Source organism: Pseudomonas sp. 15C (genome assembly GCF_055484735.1).
Map to the genome: position 1 here is coordinate 33149 of NZ_JBUDGD010000039.1, position 20304 is coordinate 53452.

Sequence of the window (20304 nt, forward strand, 5' to 3'; positions counted from 1 at the left end):
AGCCGGGACAAGCCCCGCTGCGCACGGCAGCGCAGACGCTTGTGCGCCGGCGCCGGGCTCGCGCAGAGATCCCTTGCCGGGTCAGATCCGGCGCTTGCGGTTGAGCTGTGGAATGGTGGTCGGCGCGATTTTTACCTTGTGCGTCTGCCGTGAGGTCTGCGCCGCCAGTGCGGCCAGCGTCGGCTGACTGAACAGCGTGCGGGCATCGACGTGCAGCCCGGCCTGACGCATGCGCGCCACCAGACTCACCGCCAATAACGAATGCCCGCCCAACTCGAAGAAATTGTCGTTGCGCCCGATCTGTTCGATGCCCAGCGTCTCGGCCCAGACCCGCGCGACCGCCTGTTCGATGTCGCCTTCGGGGGCCACGTAGGCGCGGCTGAGCAAGTGTTCGGCACCGGGGGCCGGCAACGCCTTGCGGTCGAACTTGTCATTGGGCGTCAGCGGCATGGCGGCAAGCCGCACGAACGCGGCGGGCACCATGTATTCGGGCAATTGCTGCAAGACGTGCTCGCGCAGCGCCTCGATCGAAGGTGCAACGTGACCGTCAGCCACGGTGAAGTACGCGACCAGCCGCTCGTCGCGTACCAGCACCAGCGCCTCGCGAACGGCGGCATGCGCGATCAGCCGCGCTTCGATTTCTCCCGGCTCCAGACGCAGGCCACGCAGTTTCAGCTGGAAGTCGGTGCGGCCGAGGAATTCGAGGTTGCCGTCCGCCTGATAGCGCACCCGGTCGCCGCTGCGATACAAACGATCCCCGGCCACGAACGGACTGTCGACAAAGCGCTCAGCCTGTATCTGCGGCAATTGGTGGTAGCCACGCGCGACGCCGACGCCACCGATGTGCAGTTCGCCGCTGACGCCCAAGGGCACCGGCTGATCGTTGCGATCGAGCACATACAGCCGCGTGTTGCAGAGTGCCTTGCCGATCGGGATGACCCGCTCGGGCACTGGCTCGTGGGGTTCCAGAGTCCAGGCGCTGCTGTCGACCGTGGTTTCGGTCGGGCCGTAGACATTGTGCAGACGAACCCATGGCAGGCGTTCGCGCACGGCACGGGCCATGGCAACGGTCAGGTCGCCACCGCCGCAGAATACGTCGGTGAGACTGGTACAGGTGCTGACATCATCCTGTTCGAGAAACTGCTGCAACAGCGCCGGGACAAACTTGACGACGCTGATACGTTGCTCGCGAATCACTTGCGTGACGTAAGCCGAATCGCGATTACCGTCAGGCCGTGCCAGCACCAGCCGCAGGCCGGCGCTCAACGGCCAGAAAATCTCCCACACCGAGCTGTCGAAGCTGAACGGAGCCTTTTGCAACAGCGCGCCGTCCGTGGTTGGCGGGCGAATCTGCGAGCCCCAGTGCATCAGGTTGCAGACACTGCGGTGCTCGATCATCACACCCTTCGGCGTGCCGGTGGAGCCCGAGGTATAGATCATGTACGCCAGATTCGATGCACCGAGATCCGGTACTTGCAGATTGTCCCTCGGCGCCTCGTCCCAGGTGCAGCGATCGAAGTCAACCACGGATACATCCGTTTCACCCAGCAGATCGCGGGTCGCCGCATGCAGCAGCACCGCCACCGGCGCGCTGTCGCGCAACATGAACTGCAAGCGCGCCAGCGGATAGTCCGGGTCCAGCGGCACGTAGGCACCACCGGCCTTGAGAATCGCCAGCAGGCCGATCACCAGTTCAACACTGCGCTCAACGCAGATCGCCACCCGCGTGTCCGGGCGTACGCCTTGTTCACGCAGGTGATGGGCCAGACGGTTGGCCTGTTCGTTGAGTTGCCGCCAGCTCAGTTGCGCCTCGCCGGCCTGCAACGCAATCGCATCCGGCCGGCGTTGCACCTGTTGTTCGAACAACCTGTGCAGCGGTTGCTCGATCGGGCAATCGACTGCGGTGGCGTTGAATCGGGTCAGCAACTGATCGCGCTCTGCCGGCGAGAGGATCGGCAGTCGGTCCAGGGGCAGATCCGAGTCTTGCTCGAGTGCCTCGACCAGCCCGCCCAGGGCAAGGTGCATGTAATCAGCGATGCGTTGCGCGCCGATGCTGGCGACCGCCCTGGCGGTCAATTGCACGCCATCGCCAAAGTCGTCGACGCTGAGGGTCAGCGGATAGTTGGTGCGTTCTTCGTTGGCCAGGGTTTCGATGCCTGGCCAGTGCGGCCCTTCGGCCTGGCCGTGCTGCCGTTCGCTGTGGCGATAATTGAGCAGCGCGCTGAACAGCGGCGCCGGCGCGGCAACACCACTGCAGCGCTGGGCCAGCGCCAGCGATGCGTGTTCGTGGCCGAGCAATCCGGTCAAGCACCGATGGGTGGCCTGCACCGCGGTTCGCCCGGGCGCTGCAACATCGACGCGTAACGGCAGGGAATTGATGAACACCCCCAGCGCACGGTCGGCACCCGCGCCGCCCTGCATGCGCCCCATCAGCACCGTGCCGAATACCACCCGCTCCTGCCCCGAGGTCGCCGCCAACACGCGCGCCCAGGCCAGGTGAATCAGGCTGGCGACGCTGACACCGAGCCGGCGGGCCTGCTGCCGCAGGCGGCCGTCCAGTTCGCCTGCCAGTGGTTGCTGCGATTCTTCGATACCACGGCCATCGCCTTGCACATCGTGCAAGCCGAACGGCAGCGTCGGCTCATCGATATCGCCGAGCATTTCGCGGAAAAACGCCTCATGTTCGGCCTCGCTGACGCCCAACCGCGCCTGCGCGACATAGTTGCGGTACGGCACCGCCGGCGGCAAAGGCTCGCGTTGCCCGGCAAGGCTGGCGGATATTTCGCCGCGCAGCACGTCCAGCGCAATGTGATCGAGCGCCAGGTGATGGAACAGCAGCACACCGACGACTCGTTCCTTCAACGGGTCGCGCGCCACCAGCAAGCGCAGCAGCGGTGCCTGACTGACATCCAGGCGACAGCGGCGCGCATCACAGCGCTGATGCAATTGCTCAAGCACGTCGCCCTGCGCCGGGTCGATGTCGATTTCCTGCACCGCCAGCTCGACGTGCCGCAGCACCACCTGCACCGGCGTGACCAGCCCCTCCCAGATCACAGCGGTGCGCAGAATATCGTGCCGGGCCATGACCGTACGCAAGGCGTCGGCGAAGGCCTCGACGCGTTCCAGACTGGCGAAGGCCAGATGCGACTGCAGCAGATACGGATCGCCCTGCGCGGCGGTGATGTGGTGATAGAGGATGCCGTCCTGCAAAGGTGCCAACGGGTAGATATCCTGCACATTGACCGCGCCGCCGGGCACGCTGGCGACAACGCGGTCGAGGCTGGCCTGATCCAGTGCGATCAAGGGCAGCATGTCAGGGCTGATCGAGGTGCATCCAGCGGGTATGCGATTGGCCGGCACGTCGATCTCGCGCCCGCTGCCGACCGCGGCCGCCAGCGCGACCAGCGTTGGTTGGCCGAACAACACGCGCACATCACAGCTCATGCCGAGCTGCCGCATGCGTTCGATCAGGTGCACCGCCAGCAGCGAATGCCCGCCCAGCTCGAAGAAATGGTCGTGGCGCCCGACCTGCGGCACCTGCAGCAGTTCCTGCCAGATTTGCGCCAGAGCGTTTTCGACATCGCCCTGCGGCGCTTCATAGTCGCGGCGGATCAGCGCGTCCGGCCCCGGTGCCGGCAAGGCCTTGCGGTCGATTTTGCCATTGGCGGTCAGCGGCATTGCCGTCATGCGCACATACGCCTGCGGCAGCATGGCGCTGGTCAGGCGAGCCTGCAGATACGTGTGCAACTGAAGGATATCCACCGGCCGGCGTTCGCTGAACCACGCCAGCAACTGCCCGTCGCGCGCCAGCACCACCGCTTGCGCAATCGCCTCGTGACGACTCAGTGCCGCCTCGACTTCGCCCGGCTCGACCCGCACCCCACGAATTTTTACCTGGTCGTCGTTGCGCCCCTGATATTCCAGCGTGCCATCGGCGCGCCAACGCACCCGATCGCCGCTGCGATACAGACGTGCCGCCGGGTCGGTACTGAACGGGTCGCGCAGAAAGCGTTCAGCGCTCAGGTCCGGGCGATTCAGGTAACCACGGGCAATGCCGGCGCCGCCGATGTACAGCTCCCCCGTGACACCGATCGGCAGCGGCCGCTGCTGTTCGTCGAGGACGTACACCGTTGCGTTGCTCACCGGTCTACCGATATGCAGCGCCCGTCCGGGCTCGATTCTGCCGAACGTCGCCACCACCGTGGCCTCGGTCGGGCCGTAATTGTTGATCACCTCGAACGACTGCGCGCGATTGAACTGGCGCAGCCGATCACCGCCAATCAACAACGTACGCAAGGTCGGATGCTGCAGTTTGCGACTGAAGACATATTCGGCGATCGGCGTCGGCAGGAAACTCACATCCAGCGGTCGCGAGCGCCACCACGTCAGCAGCGCATCGATGTCTTCGCTACCCTCATGGGCCGGCGCCAAATGCAGCGTCGCACCGCCACACAACGCCGGCCAGACTTCCCAGGCCATCGCGTCAAAGCCGAACCCGGCGAGACTGGACGTGTGCTGACCGGGGCCGAGGTCGAAGGCCTGACAATGCCAGTCGATCAGATTGCCCAACGCGCGATGTTCGACCATCACGCCTTTGGGCAGCCCGGTGGAACCAGAGGTGTAAATCACGTAAGCGAGGTTGGCGTCGGTCAATCCCGCCACCACCGGGTCAGCCTCGTTGGCGGTCGGCCAATCGGCTTGATCGAGCTCGATCACCGGCACCCGCAACAGCGGCAAGCGAGCGCGCAGATCACTCTGCGTCAGCACTGCCCGGGGGGCGCAATCGCTGAGCAAATAGCTCAAGCGCTCGCTCGGCTGCACCGGATCGATCGGCACATAAGCGCCGCCGGCCTTGAGCACGGCAAGCAGTCCCGCCAGCGTATCGAGACCACGACGGGCGACGATGGCGACGCGATCATCGGGTTGTACACCGAGTTCGATCAGGTGTCGGGCAAGGGCATTGGCCTGACTGTCGAGCTGGCCGTACGTCAGTGGCTGCCCTTGATGAATGGCGGCGACAGCGTCGGGGCGCTGCGCAACTTGCGCGGCGAAGCGTTGCGCAACCGTTCGGCCTTGCGCAAAGTCCACCCGCGTGTCGTTCCATTGCTGCAACTGCCGCGATTCGTCGGCGGTACTCAGGCAGAAATCCGCCGTCGACAGCTGCGGTTGCTCCAGCCCCTGCTCAAGAATCAACAGCAAGCGTGCGCCCAGCGCTTGAACGTCCGTGGCGTCAAAGTACGCCTGGTCGTAGACCAGATGCAGCCACGCCTGATCGTTGAAGCGATTGCTGCGCAGATGAATCGCCAGTGGCGTCGCTTCATGGCCATTGGAGACCTTGACGGTGTGCGCCGAGGCCGCGCCGTAACGGTAGTCGTGATCGTCCTGCTCGTACGACACCGACACTTCGAACAACTGCGCGCGATCCTCGCGCAGCAGACCCAGCGCGCGATTCATTTCACTCAGGGAAAAACGCTGGTGGCGCAGGTCCTGTTTCAGCTGAGTCGCGATGGCCCGCACCAAGTGCGCAAACGGCAAATCCTGAGCAAAATCCAGGCGCACCGCACTGACCTGGGCGAACATGCCGAGCGTTGTTTTGAAACGCGCACCCGCGCGGTTGAGAATCGGCAGGCCCACCACCCACTCGTCACGCTGCGCCGTGCGGCTGAAATACACATGCAACGCCGCCAACAGGACGTGAAACGCCGACGCCCCGAACCGTTGCGCCGCTTGCTGCATGCGTTGGTGCAGCAACGCGGGCATCGCTTGCACATGCGCCTGCGACGGCCGCGACCGTTGGCTGGAGTCCTGACGATGGCGCGGCAGCAGCAACGGCTCCGGCTGCGTATGGTACTTGTCGAGCCAATAATCGCGATCACGGGCGTGGCGATCCGACCCCTGATAGCGCGCGTCGTCGGCTATGAAATCGACATAGGACGGCGCCGACATCGCAGGTGTTTGTCCCTGGCTCAGCGCGCTGTAAATCTCGCCCAGCGACTTGAGCATCTGACCAAAGCCCCAACCGTCGAGAATCAGGTGATGCGCCTGAGTCGCGAGCCAGTGATGCCCTTCGTCGAGGCGAATCAGACTGAAGCGCAACAGCGGTTGGCCATTGAGGCGATAGACCTGCTCCATCTGCTGTTGCAGCAATGCCTGCGCCGCCGCGTGCGCATCGTCGAGACCGGAAAAATCAAACAGCGGCATCGCCACCGCCATCGTCGGCAAAAAAGCTTGCCGGGGCAGGCCATCCTCGCCGACATCAGGCAGCAAGACGGTGCGCAATGCGTCGTGGCTGGCGATCAGCGATTCCAGCGCTGCCTGCATCAGTGCCTGATCCAGCGGCCCGTCAAGCTCGACATAACCGCCTATGTTGTACAGCGGCGAATCACCACGGCTCAGTTGATCCAGCCAGATATCCCGTTGGGCGGCGGTCAGCGCAAAGGTTTCGCAAGGCACGGACAGATCGTCCGCTGCTGGAGCAGAAGTAGGCTGCATAAGATCCATCTCATGTGATTTGCCGGGTATTCAAGCATCGGCCCCGCTCGCGGCATGACACCTGAAACCCGGACAAGCGCAGCGCGCCCCTGCCCCGCTTTCCCTGACCGCCTGTGCGTGGGCATGCCCTGCCCGGCTGGTGGAGTAACGGCTGAAAAATCTGTAGGAAAAACACCATGCCACGGTAGTGCTTTTCGCCGGGCAGTCGGCACCGGAAAAAGCTCGTCTGCCGACATTCCGGGCGCCTGATGTGACCCGTCAGTCACGCAGGCGGATAACAGGCGCAATCCTGGCCCCGGCAGGTCGGCGGAAATAGTGGCATTTTGTGTCCCTGTTTTCCCCTACAGACGCAGGACAAATGCATCGGTTTAATTGCGCTGCAGATCAGTTCAAGGAGCAATGACTGAGTGGTCGCGTGTGCATGAACGGCAGACGAAACGGTGATGACTCTGAACCAGGGATGAGAAGGATATGAATCTGACCGGCAGTATTCGCAACATGGAAAACCCGCACTTCTACTGGCAACTGGGAGAGCTGATAGCCAGTACCGGCGACGATCATTTCGCCAGCAACATGTTCCAGCTGGTGGACACGCTGGTGCCGGTCAACCGCCTCGACCTCAGTGAATGGACGCTGGATGAGCGCCAGGCCAGTGTGGTCGAGATCAAGCCGCTGGGCTGTGCGGGCCTGCCTGTGGCCAGCCACTGCCACGCGACGCTCGAACGGCCGGATGATCATCCGCTGCTGCAAAAAATGATCGAGATGAACGACTCGCTGCTTATTCAGCTGAAAGCTTCACTGTTACCGCGCCATCCGCAACACGGCGTGCATCAGTGCAATCTGGTGTCGCGCACCTCCAATCGCCGTTGCGTGATCTCGGTGTACCGGCCGCACACCCAGCGGGTGTTTTCCCTGCCGGAACTGGCCTTTCTGAAAAGCCTCTCCGACACCTTGCTGCCGCTGATCGAGCGGCATGCGCAAATGACCCGTCAGAGCCTCGCCCGCCAGCCTCGCCCGGCGTTGGCCGAGCTGGATCAGGCGCCGCTGTCGCAAGTCTTCGATGAGCGTTTGGCGTTGAGTGACGTCGTCTTGTCGGCACGCGAGAAGGAAGTCTGTCTGGGCCTGCTGACCGGCGGCACCGTGCCGCAAATGGCGGAAAAACTACGGGTCAAGAACAGCTCGATCGAAACCTATCTCAAGCGTGCCGCGGCCAAGCTCGGCGTCAGCGGAAGGCATGGGCTGGCGAAATGGATGGCCGGGGCTTGAACGGGTCTCGAGCGTTACCGCGTCTGGCGCGCAAACGCAGTTGTGCGAAGTCCGGGTTGCGCCTGCCCGTGCTGTGCACGGTTGTGCTGATGGCCGGGTGTTCGTTGATTCCGGATTATCACCAACCGCCATTGCCGACTGCTGCGCAGTACCCCACTGCAACGCAGCCAGCGACCCGCCATGCAGACTGGCGCACGCTGTTCAACGACCCAGCGCTCAGGCAACTGATCGAAAGCGCGCTGGTCAACAATCGCGACCTGCGCGTGGCAGCGCTGAATGTTCAGGCGTTCCAGGCGCAATACCGCATTCAACGCGCCGACCTGGTGCCGGCGGTGGCGGCCAATGCCAACGAGTTGCGCCAGCGCATGCCGTCCAGCGTCACCGGCGGCCCGGCGCAGATCAGCTCGGCGTATACGGTCAACCTGGGCATCAGCGCCTATGAGCTGGATCTGTTCGGTCGGGTGCGCAGCCTCAGCGAACAGGCCTTGCAAAGCTGGCTGGCCACCGAACAGGCGCGGCGCAGCGCCGAACTGAGTCTGGTGGCCAACGTCGCCAATGCCTACCTGACCTGGCGCGCCGATCAGCAGTTACTGGTACTGAGCCGCGACACCCTCGCTGCCGACGAACAAAGCCTGCACCTGACTACGCGCAACCGCGAAGCGGGCAAATCCTCAGCGCTGGAACAAGCGCAGGCACGCACCAGCGTCGACAGTTCGCGGGTCAATCTGGCGCGCTACCAGCGTCTGGTCGCACAGGATCTGAACAGCCTGACGCTGCTGGTCGGCGCGCCGGTGCCAGCGCAATTGCCGGCGCTCCCGCTGGCCAGTGAACTGGTATCGCCACTGCCGGCCGGGCTGCCATCGGATCTGCTGCAACGGCGCCCGGACATTCTCCAGGCCGAATACCAGCTCAAGGCCGCCAACGCCAATATCGGCGCAGCCCGTGCAGCATTCTTTCCCAGCGTGAGCCTGACGGCCAATGCTGGCACCGCCAGTCGCGATCTTTCCGGGCTGTTCAGCGCAGGCTCCGGCGCGTGGACATTCCAGCCACAGATCAGCCTGCCGATTTTCAATGGCGGCAGCCTGCGCGCCAGTCTGGATTACGCCCGGCTGCAGAAAGACGTCGCCATCGCCGAGTACGAAAAGTCGATTCAAACGGCGTTTCAGGAAGTCGCCGACGGACTCGCGGCGCGCAGCACCTATGAACAGCAGCTGCAGGCCCAGCGCGATCTGGTCCAGGCCACCCAGGATTACTACAACCTCGCGCAGAACCGTTATCGCAACGGCGTCGACAGCAGCCTGACATTCCTCGATGCGCAGCGTTCGCTGTTCACTTCGCAACAAGCCTTGATCAGCGACCGGCTGGCGCAGTTGGTGGCTGAGGTCAACCTCTATACCGCGTTGGGTGGTGGCTGGCGGGCAGGTGAAGCGGTGGCGCGGTGATCTGCGGTGGTTTCCATGATGAGCATGGGTGTTCGGCTTGAGTTTCAGGGTGGAGCTACCCCTCATCGGAACGCCGCCCGCCCAGCCCTCTCCCCCTGGAGAGGGAGCCGATTTGTGGGCCGTTCAAAACTTTCGTTCGACTCGGTATCGCAGGTTGGCGTATCTCTCGCATGCACCTCGGTCAGTCCCCTCTCCCTCTGGGAGAGGGCTAGGGTGAGGGGCTTTTGATCCTGGCGCGGAACATCAACTCCCCGCCCCACCATGCGCCTCTTCAAAGAAGTAATCCTTCCAGCTTCCCGCCTTGTTTTTCAATACGCCCAATTCCTGCAATTTCTCGGCATAGATAAACGTACGCTGCGGCACCACCGTGAAGTCGATCTCCGGGTCGTTGACGATCTGCTCCACCAGCGCCAACGGCAACTTCGACTGTTCGACCCGAATATAGGCCTGGGCCGCTGCCGGTTTGTCAGCCTTGATGATTTTCTCGGCCTCGGCCAGGGCGTCGTAGAACGCCTTGTAGGTCTTGGGGTTTTCGTCGTGGAATTTTTCCGTGGTGTACAGCACGTTGAACGTCGCCTGGCCGCCGAGTACGTCGTAGGAGCTCAGCACTTTGTGCACATTGGGGTTCTGCAACGCCTGATACTGGAACGGCGGGCTGGAGAAATGCGAGTTGATCTCCGAGCCACCAGCGATCAGCGCGGCCGTCGCATCGGGGTGCGGCAGGCTGACGGAAATGTCGTCGAACTTCTTGTATTGGGCATCACCGAACAGCCTGGCGGTTTCGATCTGCAAGGTGCGCGACTGGAAGCCCACCCCTGCCGCCGGTACGGCGATGCGGTCTTTGTCGCTGAAGTCCTTGAGGGTTTTGATATTCGGATTGTTGGTCAGCAGGTAATTGGGCATCGAGCCGAGCGCGGCGATGGCCTTGACGTTCTGTTTGCCTTTGGTGCGATCCCACACGGTGAGCATCGGCGGCACGCCGGCCGAGACTACGTCGAGCGAACCGGTCAGCAGCGCTTCATTCATCGCGGTGGCGCCGGAAATGCTGTTCCAGTCGACCTCGATGTCCAGGCCCTGGGCTTTGCCATGTTTCTCGATCAGTTGCTGGTCGCGGACCACGTCGAGGATCAGATAACCGATGCCGAACTGCTGGGCGATGCTGATCTTGCCCTCGGCCTGAGCGACCGAGCTGAACAACGCTGTGCCCGCCAGGGCGGCGGCCAACAGGGTCAATGCGGAACGTTTCAACGGTGTGGGCATGACAACCTCGCAGCAGGGGGTGGTTTGCTGAAAGGCCTGACTTTATCGCTATAAAAAATAGAAATTAAATATCTTTATTGCATATCGATAGCACTGGACGCTGAGCGTATGCCTTGCGCTGCTACAACGTCGAACGTTAACAGCCTGACACAATAAAACCCCGGGAAAATCCCCATCGGCAAACAGGCCGTTCGCCGCGCTCCACCAGCAACCATAGGGGTTTCCAGTTGCTTTTCCATTCGCGCCAGCGCTCGTCCCTGCGCATCACCCGAGCGTTTTAAAAGGCAATCAGATGGCCGAGCCTTGCTATCATCGCCCACACTTTTATGACGATTTGATGGCTGGAAGGTCTTTTTGTGAGCGCTCTTTTCAACCGGTTGCGGCAACCACACGCCCGACTGTTTTCTCTGCTGCTGTTGGTATTGATTGTGCCGATGAGCCTGCGCGCGGCGTTGGGCTGGTCGAGCCCGTTGGGTTATCTGTCGGATCTGGCCGTGGGCAGCCTGTTGCTGGTTTTGCTGCATCGCCGTGCGTGGTGGCTGGCTCTGCCGGTGCTGCTGTTGTGGAGCGTGCTGGCGGTGGCGACCGCGGAACTGGTCAGCGCGGTCGGTCGGTTGCCGACGCCTTCCGACATTCATTACCTGGTCGACCCGCAATTCGTGGAAAACTCCACCGGCGGCGGCCTGGCGCACCCCGCACTGGGCCTGACATTGCTGCTGGCATTACTGGTGTGGCTGCTGACCCGCTTCGCCGGCCGCGACCGACCGCTCACGCCTCTGCCCCGTGCAGTCTGGGGCGCGCCGCTGGTGTTGTTCGCTGCGCATTGGGGCGCGCAGAACCTGTGGCCGAACGAAGCCGACCCGTGGCGTTTGTACAACTTGCCGCATCAACTGCTCGCCAGTGAAGTGGCGGACCTGCAGATTCGCGCCGAGGAATGGCTGGACGGCGATGCCGAAGAACCCGCACCGGCGATGGCCGGGCTGACCGATGTCGACCTAAACGGAGAAAAACTGCTGACCGCACCGGGACAGGCGCGCAACGTGCTGATCATCGCACTGGAGGGCATTCCCGGCGCCTACATCCGCGCCAACCGCGAGGCCATCGGCAGTCATTACCAGGAAGACCTGATGCCCAACCTCAGCCGCTGGGCCGAGCGCGGCATGAACACTCCGGATTACGTGCTGCACACGCACCAGACCATTCGCGGTCTGTACGCCATGCTCTGCGGCGACTACGACAAACTCAACAACGGCACGCCCAAAGGCGTGGAAATGCTCACCCTCAACGAGCGCAATCAGGCCTGTCTGCCGGCACAACTGCGTGACCACGGTTTCAGCACGCATTACCTGCAAGGTGCCGGGCTGCGCTTCATGGCCAAAGACAAGATCATGCCGCACATCGGCTTCGATGCCACCCATGGGCTGGAATGGTTCAGCAACAGCAACTATCTGGTATTTCCATGGGGCAAGGATGACAAGGCGTTCTTTGAGGGTGCGCTGGATTACGTTGGCCAGTTGAAGAAACACAAACAGCCGTGGATGCTCACCCTGCTCACCGTGGGCACTCACCAGCCCTACTCCGCACCGGACGATTATCTGCAGCGTTACGAAACGCCGAAGCAGGCCGCCGTCGGTTATCTCGACGATGCGCTGGATCAGTTTCTCAGTGGCCTGGAACGCAAAGGCGTGCTCAAGGACACGCTGGTGGTGATCACATCGGACGAATCCCATGGCATCGACGGCGTGCGTCTGGCCTCCTCGTGGGGGTTCAACCTGACCCTGGCACCGGAGCAGGCGCAACTGCCGCGCCTGAACAAAGGTGTCTATGGTCACGTCGATCTGAGCACTTCGATCCTCGACTACTTCGACCTGCCAGTGCCCTCCGCGCTGAGCGGTCGCTCGCTGTTCCGTGACTATGATTCCGGCCGCGAAATCATGTCATTCACCAATGGCAAGCTGCGCTATCACGATGGCCGCGGCATCTTCTCCGAATGCGACATGCCGCGCCGCTGCCGCTATTACGAAAGCGCTGGTTTCATCGCCGACAGCGCCATTTACAAGGGTCGCTACAGCGGTCATCCGGCCCGGCAGATCGCCGCCCGCGCCAATGCCCTGGACCTGTCGCTGCTGCGCACACCGCTCAATCATCGCTACCAGTTCGGCAGCAACAACATCATCCCGCTGCAAGCGCAGATCAAGGATGACTGGGCCGACAACCTGATCGGTGCGCAGTACCTGGAAATGCCCAAGGGCTCGCACACTCGCGTCCGCCTGACCGTGCGCGCGGTCGACCCGCAGCAAGCGGCGTACATACAACTCAAGGCCAAGGAGTTCGAACAGGACGTGCAGCTGGGCTTACCGGCGGAAATGGTCGCAACGGCGGATCAGCCGCTGGAAATGGACTTCAGCTTTGAAAACCCGCAACAGCGCAAGGCGTTTTCGTTTCATTTGCTCGGTTACGGGCAAGGCGCGGTGGAAGTCAGTGACTTCAGCGTGATCACTGAACTGCCGGGGCAAGAGGACATTCTCGACGATGTGCCCGATGACGACACGGCGCAATCGAGCTGATCCCGCTGACCCGAAGCAGCGCGGCGCTGAGAGAGTTTGCCTATCGGCGCGCAATACCTGCGCTATTAGCTGGTTTGCCAAGTCGGGTCTAGCCTTACAAGTCCGAAGTCGGCACCAGCCGGCCGCAGCAGACCTGATAGGGACTCGAACATGGCAAGCGAATCGAAATGCCCGTTCAACCATGCCGCCGGTGGCGGCACGACCAACCGAGACTGGTGGCCGAATCAACTGAACCTGAAAATCCTCAGTCAGCACTCGCCCAAGTCTGACCCGCTGGGCCAGGACTTCGACTATGCCAAGGCGTTCAATAGCCTGGATTTTCAGGCGCTGAAGCAAGATATCAGCGCATTGATGACCGATTCTCAGGACTGGTGGCCGGCGGACTTCGGTCACTATGGCCCGCTCTTCGTGCGCATGGCCTGGCACAGCGCCGGCACCTACCGGACAGCCGATGGTCGCGGTGGCGCCGGCTCCGGTCAGCAACGGTTCGCCCCGCTCAACAGTTGGCCGGACAACGTCAGCCTCGACAAGGCCCGCCGCCTGCTCTGGCCGATCAAGCAGAAATACGGCCGCAACATTTCCTGGGCCGATCTGATCGTGCTCACCGGCAACGTCGCGCTGGAATCCATGGGCTTCAAGACCTTTGGTTTTTCCGGTGGTCGCGCCGATGTCTGGGAACCGGATGAAGACGTGTACTGGGGGTCGGAAACCGAATGGCTGGGCGGTGACAATCGTTACGGCAAGAGCAACGGCCCGGTACAGGAACCCGGTGACGGTACGCTGGTAGCCGAACCGGATCTGCACGGCAAGGAAGAAAGCCGCACCGATCAGGGCGAGCGCAATCTGGAGAACCCGCTCGCTGCGGTGCAGATGGGCCTGATTTATGTGAACCCGGAAGGTCCCGAGGGCAACCCGGACCCGGTCGCCTCGGCCAAAGACATACGCGAAACCTTCGGCCGCATGGCCATGAACGATGAAGAAACCGTGGCGCTGATTGCGGGCGGCCACGCGTTCGGCAAGACCCACGGTGCCGGCCCGGCCGACAACGTCGGCCCTGAACCGGAAGCGGCCGGCCTCGAACAGCAAGGCCTGGGCTGGAAAAATGCCTTCGGCACCGGCAAGGGCGCAGACACCATCACCAGTGGTCTGGAGGTGACCTGGACCTCCACGCCCACCCGCTGGAGCAACAACTACCTGGAAAACCTGTTCGGCTTCGAGTGGGAACTGACCAAGAGCCCGGCCGGGGCGCATCAGTGGCAACCGAAAAACGGCGCCGGCGCCGGCACGGTTCCGCATGCCCATGACCCGAGCAAAAAGCTCTCGCCGACCATGCTCACCTCTGATCTGGCGCTACGGTTCGACCCGGCTTACGAGCAGATCTCGCGACGCTTCCTGGCCAATCCCGAGCAATTGGGCGACGCCTTCGCCCGCGCCTGGTACAAACTGATCCACCGCGACATGGGCCCGCTGTCACGCTACCTCGGCCCGGAATTGCCCAACGAAGAATTGCTCTGGCAAGACCCGTTGCCGGACGTCAGCCATGCGTTGATTGACGACAGCGACGCCGCCGCGCTGAAAAGCAAAATCCTCGCCTCAGGCCTGTCGGTTGCGCAACTGGTCTCAACGGCGTGGGCGGCGGCCTCGACCTTCCGCGGCTCGGACAAACGTGGCGGTGCCAACGGCGGGCGTTTGCGTCTGGCACCACAGAAGTTCTGGCAAGCCAACCAGCCAGAGCAACTGGCCCATGTGCTGCAAACCCTGGAGGGCATTCAGAGCGAATTCAATGGCGCAAGCACTGGCAAGAAAATCTCGCTGGCGGACCTGATCGTGCTGGCCGGCAATGCCGGGGTCGAGCAAGCCGCACAGAACGCTGGTCATTCAGTGAGCGTGCCGTTCTCGCCCGGGCGCGTGGATGCCTCGCAGGAGCAGACCGATGTCGAATCGTTCGGCTTCCTTGAACCGATTGCCGACGGTTTCCGCAACTACAGCAAAGGCAAATACACCGTCGCGGCTGAAACCCTGCTGATCGACAAGGCGCAACTGCTGACCCTCACCGCCCCGGAAATGACCGTACTGCTCGGCGGCCTGCGGGTGTTGAATACCAACGTCGGGCAGACCCGGCATGGTGTCTTCACCGATAAACCCGAAGCGCTGAGCAATGACTTTTTCACGAACCTGTTGGACATGGGCGTGGAGTGGCAACCGACGACGCGCGATGCTGATGAATTCGAAGGACGGGACCGCAAGACCGGCGCGCCGAAATGGACCGCAACCCGGGTGGATCTGGTGTTCGGTTCCAATGCGCAGTTGCGCGCGCTGGCCGAGGTGTATGCCAGTGCGGATGCACAACAGCAGTTCGTCAATGACTTCGTCAAGGCCTGGACGAAGGTCATGAACCTGGATCGGTTCGATCTGAAGTAACGGCCAAAAGAAAACGCCGCTTGTTCAAGCGGCGTTTTTTATGCGTTGGATTTCACGAATTCTGACCGCCAAACGCAGTATCAACTGATAGCCGCATACCCCTCGATCTGATCCGGCCACGCCGTCAGCACTTCAAACCCGGTCTCCGTCACCGCCACCATGTGCTCCCACTGCGCCGACAGCGAGCCATCCTTGGTCAGCACCGTCCAGCCATCGGGCATGTTCTTCACGTGGCGTTTGCCGGCGTTGAGCATCGGTTCGACGGTAAAAATCATTCCCGCCTTGAGCTTCATCCCTTGATTGGGAAAGCCGTAATGCAGAATCTGCGGTTCATCGTGGTAGATCTTGCCGATGCCATGGCCGCAATACTCGCGCACCACGCTGAAGCCTTCCTTTTCGGCGAGGCTCTGAATCGCGTAACCGATATCGCCCAGCGTGGCGCCCGGTTTGACCGCGCGAATACCTGCGCACATGGCGTCATAGGTGGTCTTGATCAGATGTTGCGCTTCAGGCGTGGCCTCACCGACCACGTACATGCGGCTGGTGTCGCCGAACCAGCCGTCCTTGATCACGGCGATGTCGAGGTTGAGGATATCGCCATCCTTCAGCGGAGTAGCAGAAGGAATGCCGTGGCAGACCACGTCGTTGACCGAGGCGCAGACGGTTTTCGGGAAGCCGTGATAACCGACGTTGGCCGGAACGGCTTTCTGTACGTTGACGATGTAGTCGTTGCACAGCCGATCCAGTTCATCGGTGGTCACCCCGGCCTTGACGTGGGGTACCAGCATGGCCAGCACTTCGGCAGCCAGTCTGCCGGCCGCGCGGGATTTTTCGATCTCGGCCGGGGTGTTGAGCTTGATCTGGTTTCTCATGCGAGGGCGACTTCCTGTGTCAGTTGGTGCAGGTCGAGCCCGCCATTCTGCTCGGCGCGGATCAGCAAACGGCAGATCGCGCTGTGGTCGAGGTTGGGGTGCAACTCGGCGAGCATGCCGATGCGCATCCAGTGCTCGGCCTGCGCGTTGATCGAGCGGCTGAGTGCATTGCTGGAGATGCGCAGGTTTTCGTGCATGTCTTCGGAAATTTTTACGATGCCCATGGAGGTAATCCGATACGGAATGTATATGGATCGTATATTAGCGTTGGGGGTTCGCGGATTGCAAATCCGGGTTGTGACGTTTGTTTTTTTCAGGATCTGCAGGCGGGTGGCTAGAGGCATGCGGTCGGCTTTGGACTTGTGGTGGCCCCGCCCCTCACCCCAGCCCTCTCCCCCTGGAGAGGGAGCCGATCTTCGTTAGCTTCTGAATTTGTGTTCAGCTCGGTACTCGGTGTGGCCATATGTCGCCCAAACACCGCGGTCAGTCCCCTCTCCCTACGGGCGGTCCGACGTTTCGGGAGGGTTAGGGTGAGGGGCTTTTCAAAAGATTCATCTCCCCCTCATCCCCCCAAATCGTCTACCATGCCGCCGCCGGTTTCCGCATGGGATTAATAGGGAATCCGAGGTGCTTGTTCAGCATCGATCGGAACTGCCCCCGCAACTGTAGGTGCCGAGCCTGCTCCTCGACTGCCACTGGGTAACCCCCGGGAAGGCCGGAGCCAGGCGATGACGCATCAGTCAGGAGACCTGCCGGCACAATGACTACTAACCGGCGGGGTGTCCGGGAAGGACATCGTGCCGTGCGCGTTTTTCGCGTGATGACCGGCCTTGCGTTATTTCCTGATGGCGCTTGATGGTGTGTTTCCAAACCGTACCCGCCCTCCCCGTACGGTTCCATTGGAGACTGCCCCATGCTGCTGCCCCGTATTGCCACCCTGTTCACCAGTCTGGGCCTCTGTGCCTTGGCGCAAGCGGCGCCCACGGTTTATCCGCTGACGATCGAGAACTGCGGCAGCAGCCTGACGTTTCAGCACGCCCCGGCACGCACGATCACCATCGGCCAGGCCGGCACGGAAATGCTCTATGCCCTGGGTCTGAGCGACAAAGTCGTTGGCACTTCGCTGTGGTTCAACGACGTGCTGCCCCAATACAAGGCGCAGAACGAAAAGATAGAGCGCCTCGCTGATAACGAACCGAGCTTCGAAGCGGTGATCGGCAAGCGCCCGGAACTGGTCGCCGTGGAGCTGGAATGGATGGTCGGCCCGCAAGGTGCGGTCGGCACCCGCGAGCAGTTTCATGAGTTGAAGATTCCGACCTACCTGCTGCCCTCCGATTGCGAAGCCAAGGACAACCTCGTCGGCTCCGATGGCACGCGGCTGGCGCCGTTTCGCATCGACAGCATCTACAAAGGCGTGAGCCAACTGGCGCAGGTTTTCGATGTGCAGGCGCGTGGCGAACGGCTCAACGAACGACTCAAGGCCAGCCTCGCGCAGTCGATCGCCACGGCGAAAACCCAGCAGCGCAAGGATGTCAGCGCTGTGGTCTGGTTTTCCAGCGCCGAGATGGACATCGAGCCGTTTGTGGCCGGGCACAAAGGCGTTCCGGATTTCATGCTGAGCACCCTGGGTGTGCGCAATGTGGTCGAGTCGGATGAAGAATGGCCGACCGTGGGTTGGGAAACCATTGCCAAAGCCAACCCGACTTTCCTGGTCATCGCGCGCATGGATCGTCGGCGTTTCCCGGCTGACGACTATCAGAAGAAACTCGCGTTCCTGCGCAGCGACCCGGTGACGCGCAACATGGACGCGGTGAAACACAACCGCATCATCATCCTCGATGCCATGGCCATGCAGGCCAGCCTGCGCACCTTCGACGGCCTGGCGCAACTGGCCGCCGCCATCAATGCCTACGACCTGGCGCCATGAGCAGACGCCTGATCCGTTCGCTGCTGGTACTGCTGACGCTATCGGTTGCGCTTATCGGCGGCGTGGCGATCGGTGAGACTTCGATCGAGCCGGGCGTGGTGCTGCAAGTGCTGGCCAACAAGCTGTGGGGCGCCGGTTATGTGCTCGACCCGATCGATGAAGGCATCGTCTGGAATTACCGCCTGACCCGCGCACTGGTCGCCGCTGCCTGCGGCGCCGGGCTGGCAACGTGCGGGGTGATCTTGCAGTCGCTGTTGCGCAATCCGTTGGCCGATCCTTATCTGCTGGGCATCTCCGCCGGGGCCTCGACTGGCGCGGTAATGGTCGCCTTGCTTGGCGTGGGTGCCGGGCTGGTGTCGCTGTCGGCCGGCGCGTTTGCCGGTGCGGTGACGGCATTCGTGCTGGTGATTCTGCTGGCACGGGTCAGTGGTTCGGCCAACGGTACCGGGCAGATCATTCTGGCCGGGATTGCCGGCTCGCAATTGTTCAATGCGCTGACCGCATTCCTGATTACTCGCTCGGCGAGTTCCGAGCAGGCCCGCGGGATCATGTTCTGGCTGCTCGGCAACCTCGGCGGGGTGCGCTGGCCGTCGGTGTGGCTGGCGGTGCCGGTGGCCCTGCTCGGGCTGGTCGTGTGCCTGTGGCATCGGCGGGCGCTGGATGCGTTTACCTTTGGCGCGGATTCGGCGGCGTCGCTCGGCATACCGGTGCGCCGCGTGCAGATTCTGCTGATCGGTTGCGCGGCGCTGGTCACGGCCGTGATGGTCTCGATTGTCGGTTCGATCGGTTTTGTCGGCCTGGTGATCCCCCATGCGGCGCGGTTGTTGCTCGGCACCGGGCATGCTCGATTGCTGCCGGCGAGTGCCTTGGGCGGCGCGGTGTTTCTGATTGCCGCCGATGTGTTGTCGCGCACCCTGATCAAGGGGCAGGTGATTCCGGTCGGGGTGATCACCGCGCTGGTCGGCGCGCCGGTGTTTGCGCTGATTCTGGTGGGCCGGAGGTCGGCGCGATGAACGCGGTATTGAGTTGCTCAGACTTGAGTTTCAAGGTGCGCGGCGCCGAGTTGCTGAAGGCTGTCAGCCTGCAGGTGCAACGCGGCGAAACCCTGGGCATTGTCGGGCCGAATGGTGCGGGTAAATCGACCTTGTTGAAGCTGTTGGCCGGCCTGCGCGAGCCGAGCGCTGGCGAGGTACTGCTCGACGGTCAGCGCCTGAGCAAAATGGCGCGCCGCAGCGTTGCGCAGACGCTTGCGGTGGTCGAGCAACAGGCTGACACCGATGACGGCATTCGCGTGTTCGATGCGGTGGCGCTGGGGCGTACGCCTTGGTTGTCGGCGTTGCAACCGTGGTCGGCTGCGGACGCTGCCATCGTTGAGCAGGCGCTGGTGGATGTCGATGCGGTGCACTTGCGTCAGCGCGTCTGGCGCAGCCTGTCGGGGGGTGAGAGACAACGGGTGCACATTGCCCGTGCACTGGCGCAGCGGCCGCAGATTCTGTTGCTGGATGAGCCGGCCAACCATCTCGATATTCAGCATCAGTTGACGATTCTCAGTGTTGTGAAAGCGTTGCCGGTGACTACGTTGATTGCGCTGCATGATCTGAACCAGGCGCTCAAGTGTGATCGTCTGGCGGTGCTTGAGCGGGGGGAGTTGGTGGCGCTGGGCAAGCCGCTGGAAGTGCTGACGCCGCAGCGTTTGTTGGAGACGTTTGGGGTTCGGGGGCGGTATTTGACTGATCCGTTTGATGGTGAGCAGATTTTGCGTTTTCACTCGTGACTTTGGGAGGGCGAGCCTGCTTGGGCTGTGGTGTTTTGGGTACATATCCGTTGCTGCGGTAACGGCGGCTTAGGGTTCCGCTCTTACAGCGGGTCACCTTTTTCAAACGCCAAAAAGGTAACCCAAAAGGCTTTGCTCCTACGTACGGCCCTCGCAGGCTCGGGTCCCTTCGCTGCGGGATCGCTCCGGGCGCAGCGGCTACGGTTTGCTTCGCTGCACCTACTTCCGCTGTGTACGACTTCGTCGTACGGTCGCTGCGCTCCCACACCCGGATCAATCCCTC

General features: G+C 62.4%; 10 protein-coding genes, 1 pseudogene and 1 riboswitch. Of the genes and pseudogenes, 7 read left to right on the plus strand and 4 right to left on the minus strand.

Translation table 11 applies throughout. The features are described from left to right. Positions 1–81: 81 nt before the first annotated feature. The gene (locus ACYYKW_RS18815) at positions 82–6492 is read right to left on the minus strand and encodes an amino acid adenylation domain-containing protein (protein ID WP_464990813.1); all 6411 of its coding nucleotides are present in this window, start codon (positions 6490–6492) and stop codon (positions 82–84) included. A 471-nt stretch (positions 6493–6963) separates the two neighbouring features. Here ACYYKW_RS18815 and ACYYKW_RS18820 point away from each other — a divergent pair, with 471 nt between their 5' ends. Together ACYYKW_RS18820 and ACYYKW_RS18825 are read left to right on the plus strand one after the other, a co-directional pair. Continuing rightward, positions 6964–7758: a helix-turn-helix transcriptional regulator gene (locus ACYYKW_RS18820; protein WP_336355554.1), complete on the plus strand. Its 795-nt coding sequence runs from the start codon at positions 6964–6966 to the stop codon at positions 7756–7758. 89 nt (positions 7759–7847) lie between these two features. After that, complete coding sequence (locus tag ACYYKW_RS18825) at positions 7848–9200, plus strand: efflux transporter outer membrane subunit (protein WP_464990819.1); 1353 nt, start codon at positions 7848–7850, stop codon at positions 9198–9200. 243 nt (positions 9201–9443) lie between these two features. Here the strand turns inward: ACYYKW_RS18825 and ACYYKW_RS18830 are convergent, their stop codons facing one another. Further along, positions 9444–10460, minus strand: a complete 1017-nt coding sequence (locus tag ACYYKW_RS18830) for an ABC transporter substrate-binding protein (protein ID WP_464990814.1) — start codon at positions 10458–10460, stop codon at positions 9444–9446. 356 nt (positions 10461–10816) lie between these two features. Between ACYYKW_RS18830 and ACYYKW_RS18835 the strand changes: the two genes are divergently transcribed. Then, positions 10817–13027 (plus strand): LTA synthase family protein, encoded by a 2211-nt coding sequence (locus tag ACYYKW_RS18835; RefSeq protein WP_464990815.1) that lies wholly within the window; start codon positions 10817–10819, stop codon positions 13025–13027. 150 nt (positions 13028–13177) lie between these two features. Then, a complete protein-coding gene (gene katG, locus ACYYKW_RS18840; RefSeq protein ID WP_464990816.1) occupies positions 13178–15448 on the plus strand; it encodes a catalase/peroxidase HPI in 2271 nt (756 codons plus the stop codon). A gap of 80 nt (positions 15449–15528) precedes the next feature. Here the strand turns inward: katG and map are convergent, their stop codons facing one another. Both map and ACYYKW_RS18850 read right to left on the minus strand, forming a co-directional pair. Further along, positions 15529–16320, minus strand: a complete 792-nt coding sequence (gene map / locus ACYYKW_RS18845; protein ID WP_090284083.1) for a type I methionyl aminopeptidase — start codon at positions 16318–16320, stop codon at positions 15529–15531. Then, a pseudogene (locus ACYYKW_RS18850) lies at positions 16317–16685 on the minus strand (ParD-like family protein); the annotation flags it as partial. The pseudogene ACYYKW_RS18850 and the gene map, both read right to left, overlap by 4 nt. Positions 16686–16897: 212 nt before the next feature. Then, a riboswitch (cobalamin riboswitch) is annotated at positions 16898–17091 on the plus strand. Between the two features lie 142 nt (positions 17092–17233). Between ACYYKW_RS18850 and ACYYKW_RS18855 the strand changes: the two are divergent. Genes ACYYKW_RS18855 through ACYYKW_RS18865 form a run of 3 tightly spaced genes read left to right on the plus strand, consistent with a single transcriptional unit; the run spans position 17234 to position 20021 of the window. Continuing rightward, positions 17234–18247 carry an ABC transporter substrate-binding protein gene (locus tag ACYYKW_RS18855; protein WP_464990817.1) on the plus strand — a complete coding sequence of 338 codons (1014 nt, stop codon included), beginning with the start codon at positions 17234–17236 and terminating at the stop codon, positions 18245–18247. After that, entirely contained in the window at positions 18244–19260 is a 1017-nt protein-coding gene (locus ACYYKW_RS18860; RefSeq protein ID WP_418951627.1) for a FecCD family ABC transporter permease, read from the plus strand. The genes ACYYKW_RS18855 and ACYYKW_RS18860 overlap by 4 nt, the downstream gene beginning before the upstream one ends. Continuing rightward, positions 19257–20021 (plus strand): ABC transporter ATP-binding protein, encoded by a 765-nt coding sequence (locus tag ACYYKW_RS18865; RefSeq protein ID WP_464990818.1) that lies wholly within the window; start codon positions 19257–19259, stop codon positions 20019–20021. Before ACYYKW_RS18860 ends, ACYYKW_RS18865 begins: the two co-directional genes overlap by 4 nt. The last annotated feature ends 283 nt before the right edge of the window (positions 20022–20304 follow it).